This is a genomic window from Pseudomonas sp. CBC3 (genome assembly GCF_037967085.1).
Classification (GTDB): Bacteria; Pseudomonadota; Gammaproteobacteria; order Pseudomonadales; family Pseudomonadaceae; genus Stutzerimonas.
Map to the genome: position 1 here is coordinate 707,423 of NZ_JBANEO010000001.1, position 25,073 is coordinate 732,495.

General features: G+C 61.0%; 25 protein-coding genes. 9 read left to right on the forward strand and 16 right to left on the reverse strand.

The window, feature by feature from the left end:
* Positions 1-105 precede the first annotated feature (105 nt).
* Together V6943_RS03175 and V6943_RS03180 are read left to right on the forward strand one after the other, a co-directional pair.
* Positions 106-510 carry a YkgJ family cysteine cluster protein gene (locus V6943_RS03175; protein WP_340552586.1) on the forward strand — a complete coding sequence of 135 codons (405 nt, stop codon included), beginning with the start codon at positions 106-108 and terminating at the stop codon, positions 508-510.
* Positions 511-633: 123 nt separating this feature from the next.
* Positions 634-1,086, forward strand: a complete 453-nt coding sequence (locus V6943_RS03180) for a thioesterase domain-containing protein (RefSeq protein WP_131649405.1) — start codon at positions 634-636, stop codon at positions 1,084-1,086.
* A gap of 45 nt (positions 1,087-1,131) precedes the next feature.
* Here the strand turns inward: V6943_RS03180 and V6943_RS03185 are convergent, their stop codons facing one another.
* From V6943_RS03185 to V6943_RS03200, 4 genes are all read right to left on the reverse strand, one after another.
* On the reverse strand, positions 1,132-1,827 hold the full coding sequence (locus tag V6943_RS03185) for a carbonic anhydrase (protein WP_131649404.1): 696 nt from the start codon (positions 1,825-1,827) through the stop codon (positions 1,132-1,134).
* Between the two features lie 106 nt (positions 1,828-1,933).
* Positions 1,934-2,371: a CBS domain-containing protein gene (locus tag V6943_RS03190; RefSeq protein WP_340552587.1), complete on the reverse strand. Its 438-nt coding sequence runs from the start codon at positions 2,369-2,371 to the stop codon at positions 1,934-1,936.
* A 173-nt stretch (positions 2,372-2,544) separates the two neighbouring features.
* A complete protein-coding gene (gene oadA, locus V6943_RS03195; protein ID WP_131649402.1) occupies positions 2,545-4,359 on the reverse strand; it encodes a sodium-extruding oxaloacetate decarboxylase subunit alpha in 1,815 nt (604 codons plus the stop codon).
* A 10-nt stretch (positions 4,360-4,369) separates the two neighbouring features.
* Positions 4,370-5,785, reverse strand: a complete 1,416-nt coding sequence (locus V6943_RS03200; RefSeq protein ID WP_131649401.1) for an acetyl-CoA carboxylase biotin carboxylase subunit — start codon at positions 5,783-5,785, stop codon at positions 4,370-4,372.
* Between the two features lie 248 nt (positions 5,786-6,033).
* On the opposite strand from V6943_RS03200, the gene V6943_RS03205 reads away from it, so the two are divergent.
* On the forward strand, positions 6,034-6,981 hold the full coding sequence (locus tag V6943_RS03205) for a LysR family transcriptional regulator (RefSeq protein WP_340553018.1): 948 nt from the start codon (positions 6,034-6,036) through the stop codon (positions 6,979-6,981).
* Here V6943_RS03205 and V6943_RS03210 read toward each other — a convergent pair.
* The gene (locus tag V6943_RS03210) at positions 6,923-7,138 is read right to left on the reverse strand and encodes a PA3496 family putative envelope integrity protein (protein WP_340552588.1); all 216 of its coding nucleotides are present in this window, start codon (positions 7,136-7,138) and stop codon (positions 6,923-6,925) included. The two genes, V6943_RS03205 and V6943_RS03210, sit on opposite strands and share 59 nt — an antisense overlap.
* Positions 7,139-7,226: 88 nt before the next feature.
* Complete coding sequence (gene hexR / locus V6943_RS03215) at positions 7,227-8,093, reverse strand: transcriptional regulator HexR (RefSeq protein WP_131649398.1); 867 nt, start codon at positions 8,091-8,093, stop codon at positions 7,227-7,229.
* A gap of 177 nt (positions 8,094-8,270) precedes the next feature.
* On the opposite strand from hexR, the gene zwf reads away from it, so the two are divergent.
* The 6 genes from zwf (at position 8,271) to V6943_RS03245 (ending at position 15,161) form a co-directional block, all read left to right on the forward strand.
* Positions 8,271-9,695, forward strand: a complete 1,425-nt coding sequence (zwf, locus tag V6943_RS03220) for a glucose-6-phosphate dehydrogenase (RefSeq protein ID WP_371924057.1) — start codon at positions 8,271-8,273, stop codon at positions 9,693-9,695.
* A gap of 654 nt (positions 9,696-10,349) precedes the next feature.
* A complete protein-coding gene (gene ectA, locus V6943_RS03225) occupies positions 10,350-10,883 on the forward strand; it encodes a diaminobutyrate acetyltransferase (RefSeq protein WP_340552589.1) in 534 nt (177 codons plus the stop codon).
* Positions 10,880-12,157 (forward strand): diaminobutyrate--2-oxoglutarate transaminase, encoded by a 1,278-nt coding sequence (gene ectB / locus V6943_RS03230; RefSeq protein ID WP_340552590.1) that lies wholly within the window; start codon positions 10,880-10,882, stop codon positions 12,155-12,157. Before ectA ends, ectB begins: the two co-directional genes overlap by 4 nt.
* A gap of 11 nt (positions 12,158-12,168) precedes the next feature.
* Positions 12,169-12,567, forward strand: a complete 399-nt coding sequence (locus tag V6943_RS03235) for an ectoine synthase (protein WP_181099384.1) — start codon at positions 12,169-12,171, stop codon at positions 12,565-12,567.
* A gap of 146 nt (positions 12,568-12,713) precedes the next feature.
* Entirely contained in the window at positions 12,714-13,631 is a 918-nt protein-coding gene (gene thpD, locus V6943_RS03240) for an ectoine hydroxylase (RefSeq protein WP_340552591.1), read from the forward strand.
* 99 nt (positions 13,632-13,730) lie between these two features.
* Complete coding sequence (locus V6943_RS03245; RefSeq protein ID WP_131649392.1) at positions 13,731-15,161, forward strand: aspartate kinase; 1,431 nt, start codon at positions 13,731-13,733, stop codon at positions 15,159-15,161.
* A gap of 49 nt (positions 15,162-15,210) precedes the next feature.
* Here V6943_RS03245 and V6943_RS03250 read toward each other — a convergent pair whose 3' ends face one another.
* The 10 genes from V6943_RS03250 to V6943_RS03295 all read right to left on the reverse strand — a co-directional run bounded on the left by V6943_RS03250 (position 15,211) and on the right by V6943_RS03295 (position 25,070).
* Positions 15,211-16,257: a protein-glutamate methylesterase/protein-glutamine glutaminase gene (locus V6943_RS03250; protein WP_340552592.1), complete on the reverse strand. Its 1,047-nt coding sequence runs from the start codon at positions 16,255-16,257 to the stop codon at positions 15,211-15,213.
* A gap of 29 nt (positions 16,258-16,286) precedes the next feature.
* Positions 16,287-16,757, reverse strand: coding sequence for a chemotaxis protein CheD (locus V6943_RS03255; RefSeq protein ID WP_131649390.1), 471 nt, complete (start codon positions 16,755-16,757; stop codon positions 16,287-16,289).
* Between the two features lie 9 nt (positions 16,758-16,766).
* Positions 16,767-17,594 carry a CheR family methyltransferase gene (locus tag V6943_RS03260; RefSeq protein ID WP_340552593.1) on the reverse strand — a complete coding sequence of 276 codons (828 nt, stop codon included), beginning with the start codon at positions 17,592-17,594 and terminating at the stop codon, positions 16,767-16,769.
* Entirely contained in the window at positions 17,587-18,117 is a 531-nt protein-coding gene (locus tag V6943_RS03265) for a chemotaxis protein CheW (protein WP_131649388.1), read from the reverse strand. Before V6943_RS03265 ends, V6943_RS03260 begins: the two co-directional genes overlap by 8 nt.
* An 11-nt stretch (positions 18,118-18,128) precedes the next feature.
* Complete coding sequence (locus V6943_RS03270) at positions 18,129-19,796, reverse strand: methyl-accepting chemotaxis protein (RefSeq protein ID WP_340552594.1); 1,668 nt, start codon at positions 19,794-19,796, stop codon at positions 18,129-18,131.
* Complete coding sequence (locus V6943_RS03275) at positions 19,771-21,984, reverse strand: chemotaxis protein CheA (RefSeq protein ID WP_340552595.1); 2,214 nt, start codon at positions 21,982-21,984, stop codon at positions 19,771-19,773. Before V6943_RS03275 ends, V6943_RS03270 begins: the two co-directional genes overlap by 26 nt.
* Positions 21,981-22,310, reverse strand: coding sequence for an STAS domain-containing protein (locus V6943_RS03280; protein ID WP_256681160.1), 330 nt, complete (start codon positions 22,308-22,310; stop codon positions 21,981-21,983). Before V6943_RS03280 ends, V6943_RS03275 begins: the two co-directional genes overlap by 4 nt.
* Before the next feature lie 2 nt (positions 22,311-22,312).
* The gene (locus V6943_RS03285) at positions 22,313-22,681 is read right to left on the reverse strand and encodes a response regulator (RefSeq protein ID WP_131649386.1); all 369 of its coding nucleotides are present in this window, start codon (positions 22,679-22,681) and stop codon (positions 22,313-22,315) included.
* Between the two features lie 48 nt (positions 22,682-22,729).
* On the reverse strand, positions 22,730-24,151 hold the full coding sequence (locus V6943_RS03290) for a methyl-accepting chemotaxis protein (RefSeq protein ID WP_445324106.1): 1,422 nt from the start codon (positions 24,149-24,151) through the stop codon (positions 22,730-22,732).
* Between the two features lie 61 nt (positions 24,152-24,212).
* Entirely contained in the window at positions 24,213-25,070 is an 858-nt protein-coding gene (locus V6943_RS03295; protein ID WP_340552597.1) for a cytochrome c oxidase assembly protein, read from the reverse strand.
* Positions 25,071-25,073 lie beyond the last annotated feature (3 nt).

Genomic DNA, 25,073 nt, shown 5'->3' on the forward strand with positions numbered 1-25,073 from the left:
GTTGAATCTGCGCGACCGTCTGTCCGGCGTTCGACTCGTCGGATTCGCTGGAAATTCAACCCAGGGTCGTTATGATCGCGCGCCGCCATTACCGATACCGCCTCCGTGAAGACACGCCTGATCGCCTCCGCCGACCCCGACCGCCTGGAAACCTGGGCCCGCTACAGCAACGGGCTGTGTCGCGACTGCCACGCCACTTGCTGCACGCTACCGGTCGAAGTGCGCATCGACGACCTGATTCGCCTGGAAGTAGTCGATGCCTTCGAACGTGACGAGCCGCTGAAGAACGTCGCCAAGCGCCTGAGCAAAGCGGGCATCGTCGAGCACTTCAATCAGAAGCATGGCATCTTCACCCTGACCCGGCTGGCCAATGGCGACTGCCTGTATCTGGACCGCAAGACGCGCCTGTGCACCGTCTACGCCAAGCGTCCGGACACCTGCCGCAACCATCCCAGAATCGGCCCGCGCCCCGGTTACTGTGCTTACCAGCAGAAAAGCGCGGCGCGCTGAAGCAAACCGTCGAATGGCATCCTGACAGCGGCAAAAAGCGCGTGTGGAAACTGGCAATATCGTGACTCAGCGGTCATGCTTGGCGTCTGCCTGTATCTGCAAACGTTTAGGAATCCACCCGGCATGAGCCGCGATAGCCGCTATCTGGAAGCCATTCTGCATCACGACATCCCTCTGACCCGGGCGATGGGCCTGCGTGTCGATCAGTGGGAAAACCATGAGTTGCGTCTGAAGGTCCCGCTGCAAGCGAACATCAACCACAAGAGCAGCATGTTCGGCGGCAGCCTGTATTGCGCGTCGGTGCTGGCTGGCTGGGGTTGGTTGCACCTGCGCTTGCGCGAGGCCGGCATCGAAGACGGCCATATCGTCATTCACGAAGGCCAGATCGACTATCCGCTACCGGTGGTAGATGACGCGACGGCGATCTGCTCGGCGCCAGACGACGGCGCGTGGGAGCGCTTCGAGACGATCTACCGGCGTCGCGGCCGCTCACGTCTCACGCTGCACAGCCGCATTCTCGCAGCCGATGGCCGCGACGCCGTGCGCTTCACCGGCCAGTTCGTCTTGCATAAATAGCGCTGGCGCCGTTGGGCTTCGTTGCGAAGCCCAATCCGTACCCTCTCAGACGTAACGCGATTTGGGCGTCGCCATCGGCAGCGGGCCGTCGCCGATTAGGCGAAACTCGCCGCGCGCCGCATCGTAGGCGCGGATTTCACTGGTGCCGATGTTGTAGAGCCAGCCGTGAATGAACAGCTGGCCGCTGGCCAGTCGCGCCGCTACCGAAGGGTGCGTGCGCAGGTGTTCGAGCTGCGCCAGCACGTTTTCCTCGGTGAGGATGCGCAAAGTGCTGTCATCGGCACAGCCGCAATTCTCTTCTACCACGGTCCTGGCCACCTCGGCATGACGCAGCCAGCCCCTGACCGTCGGCATGCGGTCCAGCCCGGACGGGTCGAGCACCGCTTTCATTGCGCCGCAATCCGAATGTCCACAGATGATGATGTGCTTGACGCCCAGCGCCATCACGGCGAACTCGATCGCCGTCGACACGCCACCGTTCATCTGGCCGTAAGGCGGCACGATGTTGCCAACATTGCGGGTCACGAACAGATCGCCCGGCGAACTCTGGGTGATCAGCTCCGGGAGAATCCGTGAATCGGCGCAGGTGATGAACATCGCCCGCGGCGTCTGCTCGTGGGCAAGTTTGGAGAACAACTCGCGCTGCTGCGGATAGACATCCTCGCGAAAGCGCATGACGCCCGCGACCAGGTTGTCGAGCGCTTCCTGCGCCGTTTCGCTCGTCTTGTCTTCGAGGCTCATGTACGACATCTCTTTCTGTATGGGTTGAGCCCGCGCCGGCAGGTCGTGCCGAAGCGGGCGCCGAGACCCGACCGGACCGGCGCTCACGCGCCAGTTGCGGGTTTAATTATTCGCCGCGAATGTACTGTTCGAGATGCTGGATCAAACTTTCTTTCTCGGCGACGAGCTCTTTGACCACGTCGCCGATGGAAAGCATGCCGACCAGCTTGCCCGCTTCGAGTACCGGCAGGTGGCGCAAGTGCCGATCGGTCATCAGCTGCATGCATTCTTCCAGTCCTTGGTGCGGTTCGACGGTCACCAGGTTGACGCTCATGATCGTGCTTACAGGAGTCGCGAACGACGAACGCCCGTTGAGGACGCATTTGCGCGCATAGTCGCGCTCACTGACGATGCCGACCAAGCGACCATCAGCTTCGGCCACCGGCAGTGCACCGACGTTCTTTTCCGCCAGCACCTGCAGCGCCGTGAATATCGTGTCGGTCGGCGCGATGGTATGCACGCTCAAGTTCGACTTGCTGCTGACGACCTGTCCTACCGTTTTCATGGTTTCATCTCCTTCCATGCCGCCCCCAAGCCGGACGCCGTTCGTAGCATCATCCGCAGGCACGGGTGGGTAAAGCTTTTTTCCGCGCTTGAAACACACCGTTCCAAAAGACGCATGCACCGGCAAGGAAGACACCTATGCCGTGCCTGGGCGTATCCAGGCACGGCTCGGGCTCAGGCGATCTCGATCAGCAGGTCGCCGGGCGTCACGCGGTCGCCCTTGGCCACATGCACAGCCTTCACAGTACCGGCAATGGGCGCCTGAATTTCGGTTTCCATCTTCATCGCCTCGCTGATCAGCACCGGCTGGCCGGCCTTGACCACATCGCCTTCCTTGACCAGTACGTCGACCACATTGCCCGGCATGCTGGTGCTGACATCGCCCGGACCGCTGGCCTGTTTGCGCTGACCACCAGCGCCGCCGCCGACGAAGTTGTTCAATGGCTCGAACACCACTTCTTCCGGCATGCCGTCGATGGAGAGGAAGAAATGCCGCTTGCCTTCGCCCTTGACGCCGACACCCGTGATATCGACGCGATAGGTCTCGCCGTGTACGTCGATGACGAACTCGGTCGGCACGCCCTCCCCGCCTGCAGTACCCACCGCGTTGCCGTCCGGAATCGGTAGCAGTACTTCAGGCTGCAACGTGCCGGCCTCGCGTTCCTCGAGGAACTTGCGGCCGATGTCCGGGAACATGGCGTAGGTCAGCACGTCCTCTTCGGATTTCGCCAGCGCACCGATCTCCGTGCGCAGCTTGTCCAGCTCCGGCTTGATCAAATCGGCCGGACGCACCTCGACGATCTCCTCGCCGCCGATGGCCTGGCGCTGCAGCTTGGCATCGATGGTGCCCGGCGCCTTGCCGTAGCGGCCTTGCAGGTAGAGCTTCACTTCATTGGTGATGGTCTTGTAACGCTCGCCGGCCAGCACGTTGAAGAATGCTTGGGTGCCGACGATCTGCGAGGTCGGCGTGACCAGCGGCGGATAGCCGAGGTCCTTGCGCACGCGGGGGATCTCGGCGAGCACTTCGTCCATGCGGTTGAGCGCGCCCTGCTCCTTGAGCTGGTTGGCCAGGTTGGAAATCATCCCGCCGGGCACCTGATTGACCTGCACCCGGGTGTCGACCCCGGTGAATTCACTCTCGAACTGGTGGTACTTCTTGCGCACCGCATAGAAGTACAGGCCGATCTCCTGAATCAGTTCCAAATCCAGACCGGTGTCATAGGGTGTGCCACGCAGGGCAGCGACCATCGACTCGGTCCCCGGATGGCTGGTGCCCCATGCCATGGAGGATATAGCGGTGTCGATGTGATCGGCGCCGTTCTCGATAGCCTTGAGCTGGCACATGCTGGCGACGCCGGCGGTGTCGTGGGAATGGATGAACACCGGCAGGTCGATTTCTGCCTTCAACGCACGCACCAGATCGCCGGTGGCGAACGGCGTCAGCAGGCCAGCCATGTCCTTGATGGCGATCGAATCGACGCCCATGTCGCGCATTGCCCGACCCTGCTCGACGAACAGCTCGATGGTGTGTACCGGGCTGGTGGTGTAGGCGATGGTGCCCTGGGCATGCTTGCCAGTCTTTTTCACCGCACGGATGGCGGTTTCCAGGTTCCGTACGTCGTTCATCGCATCGAAGATGCGGAATACGTCGATGCCGTTATCCGCCGCCTTGGCACAGAAGGCCTCGACCACATCGTCGGCGTAGTGCCGATAGCCAAGCAGGTTCTGCCCACGCAGGAGCATCTGCAGGCGGGTATTGGGCAGCGCAGCCTTGAGCTGGCGCAGGCGCTCCCAAGGGTCTTCCTTGAGGAAACGCACGCAGGCGTCGAAGGTGGCGCCGCCCCAAACTTCGAGCGACCAATAGCCGACCCGATCGAGCTTCTCGCAGATCGGCAGCATGTCCTCGGTGCGCATGCGGGTAGCGATCAGCGACTGGTGGGCGTCGCGCAGGATGGTGTCGGTAACGGTGATTTTTTTCTGAGCAGTCATGGTTCGTTCCTCACAGTCCTGCGTGGGCAGCGATGGCGGCGGCAATGGCCAGGGCCAGTTCGCTCGGCTTGCGCTTGATCGAGTAGGTCATCAATTCCGGGTGGTTGTCGACAAAGCTGGTGTTGAACTGCCCGCTGCGAAAATCCGGATTTTCGAGAATCTTCTGGTAGTAGAAGGCGGTGGTCTTCACACCCTGCACGCGCATGTCGTCCAGCGCGCGGGAACCCCGGGCCAGCGCCTCTTCCCAGGTCAGCGCCCAGACGATCAACTTCAGGCACATCGAGTCGTAGTACGGCGGAATGGTGTAACCGGTGTAGATCGCCGTGTCGGTACGCACGCCCGGGCCGCCAGGCGCGTAGTAACGGGTGATCTTGCCGAAACAAGGCAGGAAGTTGTTGCGCGGATCCTCGGCGTTGATGCGGAACTGCAGGGCGAAGCCGCGATACTGGATGTCTTCCTGCTTGAACGAGAGCGGCAAGCCCGAAGCGATGCGGATCTGCTCGCGGACGATGTCGATGCCGGTGATCTCCTCGGTGATGGTGTGCTCCACCTGCACCCGAGTATTCATTTCCATGAAGTACACCTCGCCATCGGCGAGCAGGAACTCCACGGTGCCGGCATTCTCATAGCCCACCGCCTTGGCCGCACGCACTGCCAGATCGCCAATATAGGCGCGCTGCTCCGGAGTCAGCTGAGGGCTGGGCGCGATCTCGATGAGCTTCTGGTTACGGCGCTGGATCGAGCAGTCGCGCTCGAACAGATGCACGGTGCTGCCGAAGGAGTCGGCCAGGATCTGCGCCTCGATGTGCTTGGGCTCAACGATGCATTTCTCGAGGAACACATCGGCCGAACCGAATGCCTTGGTCGCTTCGGAGATCACCCGTGGGTAGGCCTGGGCCAGTTCCTCGCGAGAGTTGCAGCGGCGAATGCCGCGCCCGCCCCCGCCGGAAGTCGCCTTGAGCATCACCGGGTAGCCGATGCGCTCGGCCTCGGCCAGCGCTTGCTCGACATCGGCGACGTTGCCTTCGGTGCCGGGCGTGACCGGTACACCGGCCTTGATCATGCTGCGCCGGGCTTCGGTCTTGTCGCCCATGCGGCGAATGACTTCGGCGCTTGGACCGACGAACTTGATGCCGCGCTCGGCGCAGATTTCCGCCAGCTCGGCATTCTCCGAGAGAAAGCCGTAACCCGGATGCAACGCATCGCAGCCGGTCTCGACGGCCAGGTTCACCAGCTTGCGCGGGTTCAGGTAGCCGGCCAGTGGGTCGTCACCGATGAAATACGCCTCGTCGGCGCGCTTGACGTGCAGCGCATGGCGGTCAGGCTCGGCGAATACCGCCACCGAGCGCACGCCCATTTCGGCACAGGCCCGCACGATGCGGACGGCAATTTCACCGCGGTTGGCGATCAGCAGCTTCTTGATCACGCTGTCATTCCCTCGGTCGATTAGCAGGCGGCCACCTCGTGGGGCCGTGTGGCGCTTGCACTCAATGCAAGCGTTTAAACCCTACGCCCACCGGCATGATTACCGAAAATAAATAATTGTTTGACGTTGAATAAGCAATTACTTATAGCTTGCGTTTAAGCGCGCTAGATCGCGCCCTCGGCGGGGTCAGTTCTCGTGATCGAAGGTACAAAAACAAGCAAGAGCGGTGAAATATGCGAAAAACCATGATGCGCATAACACTGCGCCAGCTTCAGCTATTCCGGGCGGTGTGCGAAAGCCGTTCGTACAGCCGAGCGGCCGAGGAGATGGCCCTGACGCAGCCAGCGGTGAGTTTGCAGATCCGCCAACTCGAAGACCTGATTGGCCAGCCGCTATTCGAATACCTGGGTAAAAAGCTCCATCTCACCCCGGCGGCCGAAGCGCTGCAGCGTGCCAGCACCGACATTTTCGGCCGCCTGGACAGTCTGGACATGCAGCTCTCGGATTTGCAGGGCTCGCTACACGGGCAGCTGAACCTTGCCGTGGAATCGAGCGCCAAGTACATCACCCCGCACCTGTTCGCCGCCTTCAAGCGGCAGCATCCGGAAGTCAATCTGGAGCTGGTCGTGGTCAACCATGCGCAGGCGGTCAAGCGGTTGTCGATCAGCCGCGACGATCTGTTGATCATTTCCCAGGTCCCGACCGACATGGATCTGGAATTCCTGCCGTTTCTGAATAACCCGATCGTCGCCGTCGCGCCAGCCGATCATCCGCTGAGCCAGGCGGCCGAGCTGACCCTGCAGGACCTGACCGCCTACCCGCTGCTCGTACGCGAACCGGGATCGGGTACGCGCAAGGCAGGCGAGGACTATCTGCGCCAAAAGCGCGCGCATTTTGCCCAGACGATTCAAGTCGCCTCGCTGGATGCGCTGCGCGAAAGCGTAGTGGCTGGACTTGGTGTGGCGCTGATGCCGCGCCACGCCGTGCACCTTGAACTGACGCACGGTCTGCTACGCGAGCTGCCGGTTCAGGAACTGCCGCTGTACCGCAGCTGGTGCGTGGTGCACCCGAGGGCAAAGCGGCTCAGCCCGGTCGCCCAAGCTTTCCTCGCATTCATCCGTGAAGAACGTGCGCAGATCAGCGCATTGGCGACGCGTTTTGCCGGCGTTCCGACCCAGCCTCCAGCAACGGGCTGACCATCAGCAGATCGGGGAACTCCATCAGCTGCGCATGCAATTGGCGCTGCTCATCGTAGCTTTCAATGGCGCGACGGAAATACATGCGGCGCTCGTCCTGCAGCTTGCGGCGGGCACGGGCATCGAGGTTGACGTAGGTTTCACGGTGCTGAGACATGGGGTTCTCCCGAGAAAGGTACTGGGAGGTTCAGCATCGGAGCTATGGGTGACGCTATGAGGTCAGGTCGATGACGTTTCGAAGACGATCAATCTTCGTGCGGCTTCACCGACTTGGGTGACAGGCGCAAGCTGCGCAGGCTGCGCTTTACGCTCTTGAGGTGGTTAACCAAGCTCGGCCCGCGCGCCATGGCAACGCCCATCGCCAGCACGTCGATCACCACCAGATGAGCGATGCGCGAGGTCAGCGGCGTATAGATTTCGGTGTCTTCCTGGACATCAATGGCCAGATTGATGGTCGCCAGCTCCGCCAGCGGCGTCTGGCTCGGGCAGAGGGTGATCAGCGTGGCGCCGGACTCGCGCACCACATTGGCGGTGATCAGCAAATCCTTGGAGCGTCCCGACTGGGAAATGCAGATGGCCACGTCGGTGGGCTTCAGCGTGACCGCCGACATCGCCTGCATATGCGGATCGGAATACGCCGCCGCGCTGAGCAGCAGGCGGAAGAATTTGTGCTGGGCATCGGTCGCGACCGCACCGGACGCGCCGAATCCGTAGAACTCCACCCGTTCGGCCTTGGCCATGGCGGCCACGGCACGCTCCAGCGCGTCGGAGTCGAGGCGTTCGCGCACGTCCATCAGGGTATGCAGGGTGGTGTCGAAAATCTTCAGCGCGAAGTCGGTGACCGAATCGTTCTCGCTGATGGCGAACTGGCCGAAGCTGGCGCCAGCGGCGAGACTCTGCGCCAGTTTGAGCTTGAGATCCTGAAAGCCGAGGCAACCGATGGCGCGACAGAAGCGCACGATGGTCGGCTCGCTGACGCCCACTGCATGAGCCAGATCCGCCATGGAGCTGTGCATCACCGCAGCCGGATCGAGCAGTACATGGTCGGCCACCTTGAGCTCCGACTTGCGCAGCGAACTTCTCGATTGGGCGATGTGTTGCAGCAGGTTCACGTTCCGGACTCGCTATGATCAATACCGGGCAAGGAAGGTCAAACGCAGCGATGCGCTCGCAGCTACCTTGCCGGCTGGCTGTAGTGGGCTTGTAGTTATACTACAAGGCCTGCAGCATCGCCCACCTATTGAGTTCACCTTCTAGCTAGGAGCGACGCTGTGTCCATTTCCTGCGACATGCTGGTATTTGGCGGTACCGGCGATCTGGCGCTACACAAACTCATCCCTGCGCTTTACCACCTGCACCGTGAGCGGCGACTGCACGATGACGTGCGCATCCTTGCCATCGCTCGCCAGGAGATCGACCGCGACGCCTTCCTGTCCCTGGCCGAGCGCCACTGCCGCGCCGGAATCGCACGCACCGATTTCGAGGTCGACATCTGGCAAGCGTTCAGTCGACGCCTCGATTACTTCGCCATGGATGCCTCCCAGCGTGGCGAATTCCTCGGTCTCGCGCATCACCTCGGCCCATCCGAAGGACGCGTGCGGGTGCATTACCTGGCGACCGCGCCGAGGCTGTTCGTGCCCATCGCGTCCAATCTCGAAAGCGCCGGACTGGCCGGCGAGGACGCACGCATCGTGCTGGAGAAACCCATCGGCCACTCGCTGGATTCGGCGCTCGAGATCAACGAAGCGATCGGCGCGGTCTTCCCCGAGTCGCGGATCTACCGGATCGATCACTACCTGGGCAAGGAGACGGTGCAGAACCTCATGGCACTGCGTTTCGCCAACGCCCTGTTCGAGCCGATCTGGCGCAGCGGTCACATCGACCATGTGCAGATCACCGTGGCCGAAACCCTCGGCGTCGAGAATCGCGGCAGCTATTACGACCACGCCGGCGCCATGCGCGACATGCTGCAGAACCATCTGCTGCAGCTGCTCTGCCTGGTGGCAATGGAGGCGCCGGTGCGTTTCGACGCCAAATCGATACGCGGCGAGAAGGTCAAGATCCTGGAGGCGCTCAAACCCATCACCGGCAACGACGTGCAGGACAAGACCGTGCGCGGCCAGTACAGCGCCGGGCGCATCGGCGGCCACGATGTGCAGGCCTACTACTTCGAACAGGATGTCGATAACGACAGCGATACCGAAACCTTCGTCGCGGTAAAGGCCGAGATCAACAACTGGCGCTGGGCCGGCGTGCCCTTCTACCTGCGCACCGGCAAGCGCATGGCTCGCAAGCGCTCGGAAATCATCGTCACCTTCAAGCAGGTGCCACACATGCTGTTCACCAAAGGCGAGGTCAACCGCCTGGTGATCAGCCTGCAACCCGAAGAAAGCATCAGCCTGCAACTGATGGCCAAGGCACCCGGCAAAGGCATGCAGCTGGAGCCGGTGGAACTGGATCTGAACCTGGCCAACGCCTTCAGCAGCACGCGTCGCTGGGAGGCGTACGAGCGTCTGCTGCTGGATGTGATCGAAGGCGATTCGACGCTGTTCATGCGCCGCGATGAGGTGGAAGCGGCGTGGAACTGGGTCGATCCGATCCTGCGCGGCTGGCAGAACCATTACCGCAAACCGAGGCCATATCCGGCCGGCACCGATGGCCCGGAGCAGGCCCGTCAGCTGATCGAGCATCAAGGTCGGCAATGGTGGCGCTGAGCTGCCGAACGGTGCGATTTTCGACACACCGATGTTCATTTCAGCCATTGGGACAGAGCGGTTCGCACAAGTAATGGCAACTAACGCATCAGGCGCTCTATAACTAAGGATTAAGTTCGTATTCATCGCCGCTCAGTCGAGCGACCACAAAAAATTCATCAATGCGATGAAGTCGCCATCTCCCTGGAAACGGATCGCCGATATCCAGCAACGATATCGGCGGCTCGACCCTTAGTTCTGCCACCTCATTTCCCCTAGTTGCCAGCGCAAGCTCGGTTAATTCAACCGCCGTGAAAAGCGGCCGCGATCCGTCGCCGGATCCGCACAACCGGAATCCGCCTCAAGCCCCGCCCCATGAGGGTTTCACCGGAGCCTTCGACGGCGGCGCATGGTCTCTGAATACAGTCGTAATCCAGGCCTCTGAATCGGCCTATTTCTTCGCGGCTGGTCCCGCCAATATCCAGCAAGATATTCAACTCGGATCAAAGCGAATTCCAAGCTGTCACCGGCTAGTTCAACTTTCGCGATAAAACACGAACTTCGGAGATATCAGCGGCGATCCGCTACCCATGATCGGCGACTTGGGTTGAGATTAATTTTTTGATGTGTTTATTCTAATAAAGGATTTCAATCAGCAACCCCAAAGGTCTTGTTTTGAGTGTTCCTACCGTAACGCTCCGTCGCCCCACCGACGGCGACGGTTATCCCCTCCATGAGCTGGTAGCGCGCTGCCAACCTCTGGACACCAATTCGGTGTACTGCAACCTGCTGCAATGCTCCGATTTCGCCGATACCTCCATTGCCGCCGCCGATGCGGATGGCCGATTGGTAGGTTTCATTTCCGGTTACCGCCCGCCTTCCCGCCCGGACACATTGTTCGTCTGGCAGGTCGCGGTTGACGCGTCGATGCGCGGCCAAGGTCTGGCTCTGCGCATGCTGATGGCCCTGATCGCACGGGTCGCCAGAGAACAGGACGTGCGCTATCTGGAAACCACCATCTCGCCGGACAACGGGGCATCACAGGCGCTGTTCAAGAAGGCTTTCGCCAAGCTCGAAGTCGACTACAGCACCCGCACCTTGTTCGCTCGCGACGAACATTTCGCCGGCAAGCATGAAGACGAAGTGCTCTATCGCGCCGGCCCGTTCGCCGCACCCCATTCAGAAGAAGAATTAGAGGAAAACGCATGAAAACTTTCGAACTGCACGAATCCGGCGTTCGCAGCTACTGCCGATCCTTTCCCGTGGTTTTCAAACAGGCGCGTGGCGCCGAGCTGATCACCCGCGACGGCAAGTCTTACATCGACTTTCTCGCTGGTGCCGGCACGCTCAACTACGGCCACAACCATCCGGTGCTCAAGCAGGCGCTGCTCGACTACATCAGCGACGACGGCATCACTCATGGCCTGGACATGTACTCCGATGCCAAGGAGCGTTTCCTCGAGACCTTCAGTCGCCTGATTCTCAAGCCGCGCAACATGGACTACGTCATGCAGTTCACCGGACCGACCGGTACTAACGCGGTTGAAGCCGCGTTGAAGCTGGCGCGCAAGGTGACCGGTCGCAACAACGTCATCAGCTTCACCAATGGCTTCCACGGCTGCAGCATCGGCGCCCTGGCGGCGACCGGCAACAAGCATCACCGCGGCGCCGCTGGCGTACCGCTGACCGACGTCAGCCGCATGCCTTACGCCAACTACTTCGGCGACAAGGTCAACACCATCGCGATGATGGACAAGCTGCTCGCCGACCCGTCCAGCGGCATCGACAAGCCGGCTGCGGTGATCGTCGAGGTGGTTCAGGGCGAAGGCGGCCTGAACGCCGCGTCCGCTGAGTGGGTGCGCAAGCTGGAAAAACTCTGCCGCAAGCACGAGATGCTGCTAATCATCGATGACATCCAGGCCGGTTGCGGCCGCACCGGCAGCTTCTTCAGCTTCGAGGAAATGGGCATCAAGCCGGACATGATCACCCTCTCCAAGTCGCTGTCGGGCTTCGGCCTGCCGTTCGCCATGGTGCTACTGCGCAAGGAGCTGGACCAGTGGAACCCCGGCGAGCACAACGGCACTTTCCGCGGCAACAACCACGCCTTCGTCACCGCAGCCGCCGCCCTTGAGCATTTCTGGCAGGACGACGAGTTCGCTAAAAGTGTTCAGGCCAAGGGCAAGCGCATCGCCGATGGCATGCACAAGATCGTCCGCCGCTATGGCCCCGATTCCCTGTTCGTCAAAGGCCGCGGAATGATGATCGGCATCAGCTGCCCGGATGGCGACACCGCCGCCGCGGTCTGCCGCCACGCCTTCGAGAACGGTCTGGTGATCGAGACCAGCGGCGCTCACAGCGAAGTGGTCAAGTGCCTCTGCCCGCTGGTGATCAGCGAAGAGCAGATCGACAAGGCCATGAGCATTCTAGACAAGGCTTTTGCCGCCGTGATGTCCGACCAGGACACCAATCAAGCTGCTTCTTGAGGATTGAAAAAATGATCGTACGTACTCTTGCCGAATGCGAGCAGTCCAACCGCAAGATCGTCACCGAAACCTGGGACAGCACCCGCATGCTGCTCAAGGACGACAAGATGGGCTTCTCCTTCCACATCACCACCATCTTCGCTAACACCGAGACGCACATTCACTACCAGAACCATCTGGAATCGGTGTACTGCATCAGCGGCAACGGTGAGATCGAGACCGTTGCCGACGGCAAGATCTACAAGATCGAGGCCGGCACCTTGTACATCCTCGACAAGCACGACGAGCACCTGCTGCGCGGCGGCAGCGAGGACATGAAGATGGCCTGCGTCTTCAACCCGCCGCTTAACGGCAAGGAAGTTCATGACGACAGCGGTGTCTATCCGCTGGAGGCCGAAACCGTCGTCTAACGTAAACCGTAGTACGGGTGCATCCGCCAGCACGGCGTTTCCCGCCGGCATTGAATGGCGGCTGCACCCGCCCTACGACTGCACCGCATTGTCCACCGCAATTTACCGCGACCATAACAAGTAATCGCGGAACAAGGGAGGAAGACATGAGCACCCCGCAAGCTGACCTGTATCCCTCGCGCCAGGAGGATCAGCCCAGCTGGCAAGAACGGCTGGACCCGGTCGTCTACCGTAACGACATGACTAATGCGCCGGTCCCGGCCGAGTTGATCGAACGCTTCGAGCGTGACGGTTATCTGGTCATCCCCAATCTATTCAGTGCCGAGGAAGTCGCGTTTTTCCGCGAAGAACTCGAGCGCATGCGCCAGGATCCAGCCGTTGCCGAATCCGGCAAGACCATCAAGGAACCCGACAGCGGGGCGATCCGCTCGGTGTTCGCCATTCATAAAGACAACGCGCTGTTTGCCCGAATCGCTGCCGACGAGCGGACCGCCGGGATTGCGCGCTTCATTCTCGGCGGCGACATCTATGTGCATCAGTCGCGGATGAATTTCAAACCGGGCTTCACCGGCAAGGAGTTCTACTGGCATTCGGATTTCGAAACCTGGCACACCGAGGACGGCCTGCCGCGCATGCGCACCCTCAGCTGCTCGATCCTGCTGACCGACAACGAGCCGCATAACGGCCCGCTGATGCTGGTCCCCGGTTCGCACAAGCACTTCGTCCGCTGCGTGGGCACGACGCCGGAAAACCACTACGAAAAGTCCCTGCGCAAGCAGGAGTTCGGCGTACCGGATCACGACAGCCTCACCCGGCTGGCCGAGCAGCATGGCATCGACACCGCCACCGGCCCGGCGGGCAGTGCGCTGTTCTTCGACTGCAACACCATGCACGGTTCGAACAGCAACATCACACCCAGCGCGCGCAGCAATCTGTTCTATGTCTACAACCATGTGGATAATGCTGCCCAGGCGCCGTTCTGCGGGCTTGCACCACGCCCCGACTTCGTTGCCGAGCGTGAGGATTTCACGCCGCTGCAGATCCAGCCACAACGCTATCTCTGACCTTTATGAACCATTCCCGTCAGCACGGGGATGGTTTCCGCTTGGCCTGCAAAGCCGGCCCAGGGATGAAAATTCACCCCAAGACGGGACGTTGAATCGATGCATACCGTAGAAAAGATCGGCGGCACCTCCATGAGCCGCTTCGACGAGCTACTCGACAACATTTTTATTGGCCAGCGTGAAGGCACCCAGCTGTATCAGCGGGTCTTCGTCGTTTCGGCCTACAGCGGCATGACCAATCTGTTGCTGGAGCATAAGAAAACCGGCGAGCCGGGCGTCTACCAGCGCTTCGCCGACGCTCAGAATGAAGGCGCCTGGCTCGATGCGCTACAGAGCGTTCGCCAGCGCATGCTGGAGAAGAACGCCGAGCTGTTCCTCGGCGACTTCGAGCGCCACGCCGCCGACCAGTTCATCAACTCGCGCATCGACGATGCCCGCGAATGCATGAGCAGCCTGCAGCGTCTGTGCGCTTACGGCCACTTCCAACTCGGCGAACACCTGATGAAAGTGCGCGAAATGCTCGCCTCGCTGGGCGAAGCGCACAGCGCCTTCAACGCCGTGCTGGCACTCAAGCACCGCGGCATCAACGGGCGCATGGTCGACCTGACCGGCTGGCACTGCGACTCGCCGTTGCCCTTCGAGGAGATGGTGCGCGAGAGCTTCGAAGGCGTCGACCTGAGCCGCGAGCTGGTCATCGCCACCGGCTACACCCATTGCAGCGAAGGCCTGATGAACACCTTCGACCGCGGCTACAGCGAGATCACCTTCGCCCAGATCGCCGCCGCCACCGGCGCGCGCGAGGCGATCATCCACAAGGAATTCCACCTGTCTTCCGCCGACCCGAACCTTGTCGGCGCCGACAAGGTGGTGACCATCGGCCGCACCAACTATGACGTGGCTGACCAGCTGTCCAATCTCGGCATGGAGGCGATCCATCCGCGCGCCGCCAAGACCCTGCGCCGCGCCGGCATCGAGCTGCGCATCAAGAATGCCTTCGAGCCGCAGCACGCCGGCACGCTGATCAGCCAGGACTACAAGAGCGAGCGGCCCTGCGTCGAGATCATCGCCGGACGCAAGGACGTCTTCGGCATCGAGGTGTTCGATCAGGACATGCTCGGCGACGTGGCCTACGACATCGAGATCACCAAGCTGCTCAAGCAGCTCAAGCTCTACGTCGTCAACAAGGACTCGGACGCCAACAGCATCACCTACTACGCCTCCGGCTCGCGCAAGCTGATCAATCGCGCGGCCAACTTGATCGAGGAGCGCTATCCGGCGGCGGAAGTCACGGTGCACAACGTCGCCATCGTCTCGGCCATCGGTTCGGATCTCAAAGTCAAAGGCATCCTCGCCAAGACCGTTGCGGCGCTGGCCGGTGCCGGCATCAGCATCCAGGCGATCCACCAGTCGATTCGCCAGGTGGAGATGCAGTGCGTGGTCAACGAGGAAGATTACGACGCCGCCATCGCCGCCCTGCACCGCGCGCTGATCGAGCCGGAAAACCACGGCGACGTGATCGCTGCGGCGTAACGTCAGCCGTTGCGTGCCCGGCGAAGCAGCCTTTGCCGGGCACGTTCCATTAATGGCCCTGGTTCAGAATGAATCGACCAATCTGATCCAGGCCGACGACATGAGCGGCACCGCCCCGAACGATGGCTTCCTTCGGCATGCCGAACACCACGCAACTGGCTTCATCCTGCGCGGCAGTCAGCGCGCCGGCTTCGCGCATTTCCAGCAGCCCGCGGGCGCCGTCGTCGCCCATGCCGGTCATGATCACGCCGATGGCGTTCTTGCCCGCTTCCCGCGCCACCGAGCGAAACAGCACATCGACCGAAGGCTTGTGCCGGTTCACCGGCGGGCCGTCGAGGATGTTCACGCAGTATTGGGCTCCGCTGCGTTTGAGCTGCATGTGGCGCCCGCCCGGCGCGATCAGCACCCTGCCCGGCAGCACGCGATCACCATTGGCGGCCTCCTTCACCTCGCAACGGCAAAGGCGGTTGAGCCGTTCGGCAAAGGCGGCGGTGAACTTCTCCGGCATGTGCTGAACAATCACAATCCCGGGACAGTCCTCCAGCAGGCCCGTCAATACCGTCTGCAATGCCTGCGTGCCGCCGGTCGAGGTGCCCAGCGCGATGACGCGCTCGGTCGTCTTGGTCATCGCACGCTGGACAGGCGTGGTTGCCGGCACCTCATCCGCAACCCGAACCGTAGCCGTACCCACCCGAGCCCGGGCGGCCGCCTTGACTGCGCGGATCAGGGCGCTGGAAGACTCGTTCAGAAAATCCTTCAGCCCAACCTTGGGCTTGGTGATGATCTCCACCGCACCGGCGGCCAGCGCATCCACACTGGTTTGCGCGCCTTTGTCGGTCAGCGTGGAGCAGATCACCACCGGCGTTGGGCGTTCGCTCATGATCTTTTTCAGGAAGGTGATGCCGTCCATGCGCGGCATTTCGACGTCGAGCAGGATCACGTCGGGCCATTGCGCCTGCATCTTCTGCTGGGCAAAAAGCGGATCGGCTGCCGAGCCGATCACCTCTATCGATTGATCCTGCCCCAACACTGCCGCGGCGACCTGACGGACCACCGCCGAATCGTCGACGATAAAGACGCTGATTTTCTTACTCACAGCTGAATCCCTTATCGAGTCCGGGAGAATTAACGTACGACATTGACGTGACGGACCCAAACGTTTCCGCTGGCTATCTCGAAAATCACATTTCGATAACCCACACCGCCCAAACTTTCGGAAGTGATACGCAGCCCATGCGCTGCGATCAAACCGCGCACGGCTTCGATGTTACGACCTGCCACCGTTCGCCCGCCTTTTTTATAGTTAGGGAACATATCGCCACCGCCAAATAGCTTGACCTCGTATTGCTCGGTTCTGGTGCCCAATATGCGAGCCTCACGGAGCATCAGCTCAAGTGCTTCGTTGGCGTACTTGCCATTGAGCGCCTGCCCGACGCGCCGCTCCCGGCGTGGCAGCATGTAATGGCACATCCCGCCGAGTCGCCGTTCTCGGTGCCACAGCACGATGGACACACAGGAGCCGAGCGTTGTGCGAATGCAGAAGTTTTCATCGGCGAATTCGTATTCACCGGGATGAATGAACAGATCAATTGCCAAGGCTGCGTATCACGCCGGCTTGCGGTAGATCGAAGGCCGCACCGCCTCAAGGCCGTCTGCAATGCCATTGAGGCTTTCGGAATGACCGATGAAGAAGTGGCCGCCGGGCTTGAGCAGTCCGAGAACACGCCGCACGATCTGGGCCTTGGTCTCCTGCGAAAAGTAAATCATGACATTGCGCAGGAATATCACGTCGAACTGCTCGAGCTTCGGAAGGTTCGTGTTCAGATTGATCTGGCGAAACTCAAGACGCTCACGCAGCGGCCGGCCTACTAGAAAGGTTCCAGCCTGGCTTCCCTTGCCTTTCAGGCAGTACCGCTCCAGCGAAGAACGAGGGATACCCTCGGTACGCGCCATGCCGTAGTGACCGCTGCGCGCCTTGGCCAACACTTGTGTATTGAGATCCGAGCCCATCACGGACCAGCCATCTCCACCAAGCGTGTCGGCCAGCACCATCGCGATGCTGTATGTCTCCTCCCCACTGGAGCAGGCCGCACTCCATACACGAAAGGGCCGCCCACTGACGTGGGCTGGCAGTACCTTCTCACGTAGGTAGTCGAAATGCTTGGGCTCGCGAAAGAAATAGGTTTCGTTGGTCGTCAGCAAATCGATCGCCCATTGCCACTCTTCCGCATCCTGGCCCAGCAAGTCGTAATAGGCCCTGAAGCTCGCACAACCTCGCGCTTTCAGGCGCTTGGACAGCCTGCCGTTTACCAACGCCTTCTTCGAAGAGGCCAAGGTCACCCCAGCCTCGTTGAACATCAATTGCTGGAAGAGCCGGAATTCCGAGTCGCTGATGGAAAAAATGCCGCGCCCTGCAACAGCGGCGTCACTCACGACCGGCATCCCGATCGACCAGCTCCGACAACGTCGCCATCTCTTCGACCGCGAGCACGCGATCGACATTGAGCAAAATGACGAACCGCCCGCCGACCTTGCCCATACCGCTGATGAAATCGGCACGAATCCTGGCCCCAAAGGCTGGTGCCGGCTCGATTTCCGATTGCGGGATATCCAGCACTTCAGAAACTGCGTCGACAACTACTCCCAGCTCTTGCTTCGCACCTTCGTGCTCAATCTCGACGATAACGACGCAGGTGCGCCGATGGATATCGCTGACCCCGCGGCCGAAACGCGCGGACAGGTCGATTACCGGTACCACGCTGCCCCTCAGGTTGATAACACCTCGGACGAAGCGGGGCATCATCGGCACGGTGGTGACATTGCCGTACTCGATGATTTCACGTACCCGCTGGATACCCACTGCGAACATTTCGTCGGCGAGCAGGAAGGTCAGATACTGCTGGTTGTCGGCAGCCGCAGCACGCTGCGGCCGCTCCACGTTAGTCAACTCGCCCATAGTCCCTTCTCCTAGAAGCGCTCGAATTCGGCTTCATCAGGCTCGGCGACGAGCTTTCTCTTTGTCTGCACGCTGGCGTTTGCCTTGCCCCAGCCATTGGAGCCCTGCTTGGTCGCACCAGCCCGAACCGCCTTTGCGGGACCAGAAACTGCCTGGCTTTCCAGCTTGAAGAAGCTCATCAGATCCTGCAGCTGCTCAGCCTGCGCGCTCATCTCCTCAGCGGTCGCTGAAAGCTCTTCGGAAGAAGAGGCATTCTGCTGCGTCAGCTGATTGAGCTGCTCCATGGCATCGTTGATTTGACCGACGCCGGAGGATTGTTCCTCGGAGCCGGCAGAAATTTCCTGCACGAGGTCGGCTGCTTTCTTGATCGAGGGCACGATGGTGCCCAGCAGCTCTCCAGCCTTCTCGGCGAGTTCCACGGAAGAGCCCGCCACTTCGCCGATTTCACGAGCGGCCACCTGAGAGCGCTCTGCCAGCTTGCGCACCTCGGCGGCGACCACTGCGAAGCCCTTACCGTGCTCGCCAGCACGCGCCGCTTCGATCGCCGCGTTGAGCGCCAATAGGTTTGTCTGGTAGGCAATATCGTCGATAATCGAAATCTTGGCGGCGATGTTTCTCATGGCTGCCACGGTTTTCTCCACCGCTTCGCCGCCCTCGACGGCATCTTTCGAGGCCTTGGTGGCAATACCGTCAGTGACCTTGGCGTTTTCGGTGTTCTGCTGGATCGAGGCGGTCATCTGCTCCATCGACGCGGACGTTTCTTCGACCGAGGCAGCCTGCTCGCTGGAGGCCTGAGAAAGGCCCTGGCTGGTCGCACTCACTTCTTCAGAAGCGGAGGCCAAGCTGTCAGCGGCAGAGCGAACTTCACCGATGGTCTGCGTCAGACGATCGACCATGGTCTGCATGGCAAGCAGTAACTGGCCTGTTTCGTCCTTAGATGTCGCATCGAGTTTCACCGTCATGTCGCCCTCAGCCAACTGGCCAGCCGCCCTCACTGCCTCTCCGAGAGGCCGAGTAATGCTGCGGGTCACGACCCAGGCTGAAAAAACCGCTATCAGGAAAGCACCGGCACCCAGCGAGACCATGAGCATCCAGCTGCTTGCATAGTCCTCAGCGGCCTCGCTACCTGCCTTCTGCATTTGCTCACGCTGGAAGCCGAGCAGGGCATCAATGGCAGCGAAGTACTCCGTCTGTGCAGACCGCAGCGCGCCGCGCAATACGGCAATGGCAGCTTCCCTCATGCCCTGATCCACGTACCCGAGGAACTCGTCCTGGGCCACGATATAAGCTTCGCGCGCATGTGTGACGCCCGCGAACAATCGTTTCCCTTCGTCAGTATTGAGAGTCGCTGCGAGCTTTTCCAAGGCCTCGCTGATCTGTACGCGCTGACGCTGGACTCGCTCGCGCTCTTCAATCAATGCCTGGCCTTCGAACAGCAGAAGATTACGCGATGCGCGTGCCGACTCATTGAGATTGTTCTTTACATTGTTCGACGCCATTGTCTTGGGATAGCGATCGTCGATGAGCGTCCTGATGCTGTCGTTCAGCGAGCCGAGCGAGCCAAGGCCAACCACGATAATCATTATCAACAGCACGATCACCAAGCCGAAGCCCAGTCCCATTTTCATGCCAATTTTCAGATTCTTAAGCACGTTATTTACCCCATGACCGGACAGCACTGTCCGAAGTGACCGATTTGTACCGCTCGCCCGCGAACTGGGCCGAGCGGGTTTCCTGTTCTACTGCCCGCTGCACAAGCGCGGGTACATCGAGAATCAGCGCCACCTCACCACTGCCGAGAATGGTGGAGCCGCTAATACCGCTTAAATTGGCGAAGAGCCGCCCGAGAGGCTTGATCACGGTCTGGTATTCACCCAGCAACGCATCCACGATCAACCCCGCCTTGTGGCCGCCATAACTCACCACCACGATGTTCTCGCGGCGCCCAACTTGCCCATCAAGATCGAAGTAGTCGCGCAGGCGAATGAAGGGCAGCACTTCGCCGCGCAGGTTGATGAAGCTGCACCGGCGCGTTTCCTTGTGCTGCTCTGCCGTGAGCTCTACACACTCGACCACGCTCTTGAGCGGCACCACATAGCTCGCATCGCCCACGCCGGTGAGAAAGCCATCGATGATGGCGAGGGTCAGCGGCAGGCGGATGCGCAGCGTCGTGCCGCGACCCTCCACTGACTCGACATCCACGGTGCCCCGGAGCGCTTCGATGTTGCGCTTCACCACATCCATGCCCACGCCGCGACCGGAAAGGTTGGTAACTGCCTCGGCCGTGGAGAAACCCGGCTCGAAGATCAGCTGGAAGATCTCGCTTTCCGTGAGGCCTTCGCTGCTCTGGATAACGCCACGTTCCAGCGCCTTGGCCAGGATCTTTCCGCGGTTGAGTCCGCCACCATCGTCGCCAACCTCGATGACGATGCTGCCGGCTTCGTGGAAGGCGTTGAGCCGCACGGTGCCCTGGCTGGGCTTGCCCGATTGCAATCGACAGTCGGCCGATTCGATGCCATGGTCCATGGCATTGCGCACCAGATGCATGAGCGGATCGGCAATCTTTTCCACGACGGTCTTGTCGAGCTCGGTATCGGCACCGCTGATATGCAGTTGGATGTCTTTGCCCAGCTCCTGGGAAACGTCCCGCACCACGCGCTGGAAGCGCTGGAAGGTCTCGCCTATCGGCACCATCCGAAGCTCCAGCGAGCCGTCCCGAATCTCTTCGACCAAGCCGGCAACCACCGCCACGGCTTCCTGGGTGGCGGTATCGCCGTTGCGCTGGGCGCAGAGCCCAGCGGCCGCGCTGGCAATAACCAGCTCGCCGACCAGGTTGATCAAGGCATCCAGCTTGTCTGCTTGCACCCGAACGTATTGGCTCGCCTGAGTGCGCGTCTCGCGGGCTTGCTGTTGCTTGCCCAAGGCGGCGCCCACTACTTCGGGCAGCACGACCCCATTTTCCACGAGAACCTGGCCAATACGTGGCGCGTGCTCGGCCGTACCGTCGGGCGCTTGCTGGCATGCCAGGCCCGCTTCGAGTTCGGCGCGGGTCAACGCGCCGCTGGCCACCAGTATTTCGCCCAGCCTCGCGTCATCTTCCGGTAGCTGTTGAATAAGCGTCATGTAACGTTCAATTTCGCTGCCCGGCGGCAGAATACGGAGCTGGCAATCCTCCCGCACGAACTCGAACACCGCCTCGATCGCGGCTTTATCGGTATCGGCGCGAAGATCGATCTCAAAGCCCAGATAGCAGCTCTCAGGGTCCATTTCTTCGGCGGCCGGCAGCGCATCGGTGACCGTCGCGACACCGATAATTTCGCCGAGTGTCTCCAGATAGCGGATAAACCCCATCGGATCCATGCCGTGGCGCAGCACGTCAGGGCCGAAGCGCACGGAGATGTGCCAACTCTCATTGCCGCCGCTGCAGCCCGAAGCGAAAGCGACAGGCGCGTCATTCACGGCAGGGGCAGGCACGTCCGCTACCGCATCCTGATAATCGGCGAGGGCGAGCAGCAAGATATGGCCCGCCGCCGTCAACGCAGGGGGAACGCTGTCAGCATCGCAGTCGATGAGCGACGCGATGTGGTCCCGTGACTTGAGCAGCAGTGCCGCCAGGTCATGATCGAGGGCAATTTCGCCTTCGCGCAGTCGGTCCAGCACGTTCTCGACTACATGAGTGAATGCCACCACATGGTCGAGAGCGAAGAGCCCGGCCGAGCCCTTGATGGTGTGCACACAGCGGAACAGTGCATTGAGCTGTTCCGAGTCCTGGGCGCCCGCCTCGATTTCCAGCAGGTAGCGCTCCATTTCCTCGAGCATTTCGCGGCTTTCGGCGAGGAACGTATGGAACACCTCGTCCAGGTTCATCGTGCCGCCCCTTGATCGACTGGCATCAACAACGGGTCGCCGAAATCAGGCGCGAGGTTGAGAAGCGCCAGGGCTTCCAGCACTGGATCGCTGTGATTGACGTAGGACAGCCGGCCACCTGCGCGTGCCGCCTCACGCTTGGCGAGCAGCAGGAGCTGGACGCCGGCGGTATCCACTTCGCTCACCTGGGCAAGATCGATTTCCTGATCGGAATCGGTCGTGGCGATTGTGAGCAACCGAGGCTTGAGCTCTGCGGCATGGAACACGCAGAGTTCTCCGACGAGGCTTGAGCGTCCCTCGCCCATGACGCTGATTTCGCAGCTCATGGTCAGGGCATGATCAGTTTGGATACCGCAGCAAGCATCTGCTGCGGCTGGAACGGCTTGACCACCCAGGCCTTGGCGCCCGCAGCCTGGCCCTGGGCCTTCTTGCCCTCGGCCGATTCGGTAGTAAGCATGATGACGGGCGTGAACTTGTATTCTGGCCGCGTCTTGACCTGCTTGAGGAACGTGATGCCATCCATTACCGGCATGTTCACGTCCGAAATGATCAAATGGACCCGTTGACCGGTGAGCTTATTGAGCGCGTTTTGCCCGTCCGTGGCTTCGATGACGTCGTAACCCGCACCTTTCAAGGCGATCCCAACGACCTGCCTGATGGACGCCGAGTCATCGACGATGAGTATTGTCTTGGCCATGCCGGTTCCACCTCGTTAACAGTTATTCAAGCTTTCGCTTGGGATGCCCTAGAAAAATGTAATGCCGTCCGAATCGCCGCCGGCCGCCTTGCCACTGTGAGCGCTGTGCTCGTCCGCCATGGCGTAAGAGCTTTCGATCTCCGCAAGCAATGCCTCGACATCCACCGCTGTGGGCTCGACATCTGAATCCGCCTGGGCGCGAGCGGCATGCGTGGCACTGCCGATGTTGTCGCGCACATGGCTAAGGATTTGGCTGGTGCGGTCCTGGAACTGGAGCGCCATCAGCGCCTGGCTTACTCCGGCCTGGATTTGCGCGTTGGTTTCCTGCAGATGCTGCCCCGAACTGGCAAGGCTCTCGGCCATATGGCGGAAGTCTTCGAGGACCTTGCTGATAGCGGTCTCTGAGAGCTGAACCGATTGGTCGCGCGCTTCGGCTTCGAGGGCCGCCTCACAAGTGCTGCGGATCGCCTCGTTGATTGCGGCGATCTTCACGCCGATGTTTTTGCCCGTCTCGCCTGAGCGGCGCGACAGCTCGCGCACCTCGGTCGCCACCACTGCGAAGCCACGCCCCTGCTCGCCAGCGCGCGCCGCCTCGATCGAAGCGTTGAGGGCTAGCAGATTGGTCTGCGACGCGACAGCCGCCACATCGCCGGCCATCTTGTTGAGCTCATCGATGAAAGAACTCAGATGCTGGATCTGCTCGAGCTGCGACTGCTTCTCGGCGAGCGCGGTCTTGAGTGCCTGCACGACATTGAGCAGCCGCTCTTCACTGCGCTCGAAGAGCGCGCCCATACCGCGCTCATCCAGCGCCATGCCGGAGAAGAGCTGCGTGGCCTGGTCGAGCTCGACGCTCATTCGCGCAAACTGTCCCGAGAGTTCAACGACCGAGTCTTCCGTCTGGGTGCGGGCGTTCTCGATCTGCCGCTCCCAGACCGGAAACAGCTGCTCGGCAAAGCCCGAAAGAGTTGGGCGGTACAAGCGATCCAAGACGTCTCGAACCGCATCGGCACTGTGCTGTTGCGATTGCTCAGCAATGGCGAGCAGGCGCTGGGAACGGTGCCTTTTCCGTTCAGCCACGATTGCGATCAGCCACAAAAAGGCTGACACCGGGGCGGCAACGGCGAGCGGGGCGGCAGCAATCAGCGCGCCCGAGCCTACGCATGCACCGATGTAGGGAGATAACAGCCAGGACCCGATCTGGCTCGCTAGCGCCGGGCTCTCCGTCGCACAGCCCAGACGCGAAAGCACGTCTGTTTGGGAGTAGGAATGCGGCTTTCCCTGCGAGGGACGCCCAATGTTTTCAGTCATACGTCCTCGATTGCCGAGAGGGTAGATATACCGAGCCAAGCAGCTCGACGATATCCATAACGACTGTAAGGACGAGAACCTTAAGAAAATATTGACGCCATTCGTCTGACTCCTAAACCAGCAAAGGGCAGACGTTAACGCGCGGGGTACCGCGTTAAGCATAGCGTCGGGTCAGGATTAGCTGACTCGACTCTGTCAGTGCTATCGTTGCGCCAGCCGATTTTCAAGAGTCCCGGCAGGCCGTAGCACAGCTTCCATTTGGATGACCGTCTGCGCTGGCTGGATACTGCGCTTCGTTGCCGATAGACAAGCGTTGCCGCCCACCCCGCCGATACCAGGCGGCAAAGAACACGATGGCTAGCAGCAGCTCGGCGAAGTCGCCGCCGTAATACATCAATTGCGCGGCTGCTTCGATTTCTGCCAGGTCGTGGCCGGCATTCCGTGGAAAACCGTAGGCATACATCAGCTTGCCGAGCACGGCGTGAGCGGCCGTGGCGACGAACAGTACGGCCAGCCGCACCCGCATGTCTGGCCGATATGGCGTGGGATCAGGCCCGGCGATCGACCAGCTGAAGAGGTAACCAGCCAGCACGAAATGCACATGCAACCACAGGTGCAACAGCGGCTCGCTGAAGCTCAGCCGGTAGAGCGGTGTGAGATACAACAGATAGAGCGCGCCAATATCCAATAGCAGCGCGGCAATCGGATGAGTCAGGCAGCGCACCGGTAGGGTACTGGCAATTTCCATGATGCGCCGCGCAGCCGTCGCCGGCACGCTACGCAGCAGCAAGGTGCCCGGCGCACCGAGCATCAGCGCGATAGGCGCGAACATCCCAAGCAGCAGGTGCTGCGACATGTGCCCGCGCAGGTCGGCATGACCCCACTCGAGCATAGGCGGCGAAAGCGCGAAGACCAGCAAAGCACAGCCGAACGTGAAGCTGACCAGCCGCGAGCAACTCCAGACCTTGCGGCGCCTGCGCTGGCGATACACACCGAGGACATAGGCGAACCACAGGTTCAGCGTCAGCATCACCAGTACGAAGGCACCCGCCAGTGTCAGTAGATGGGCGTCGTGCGCCATCGG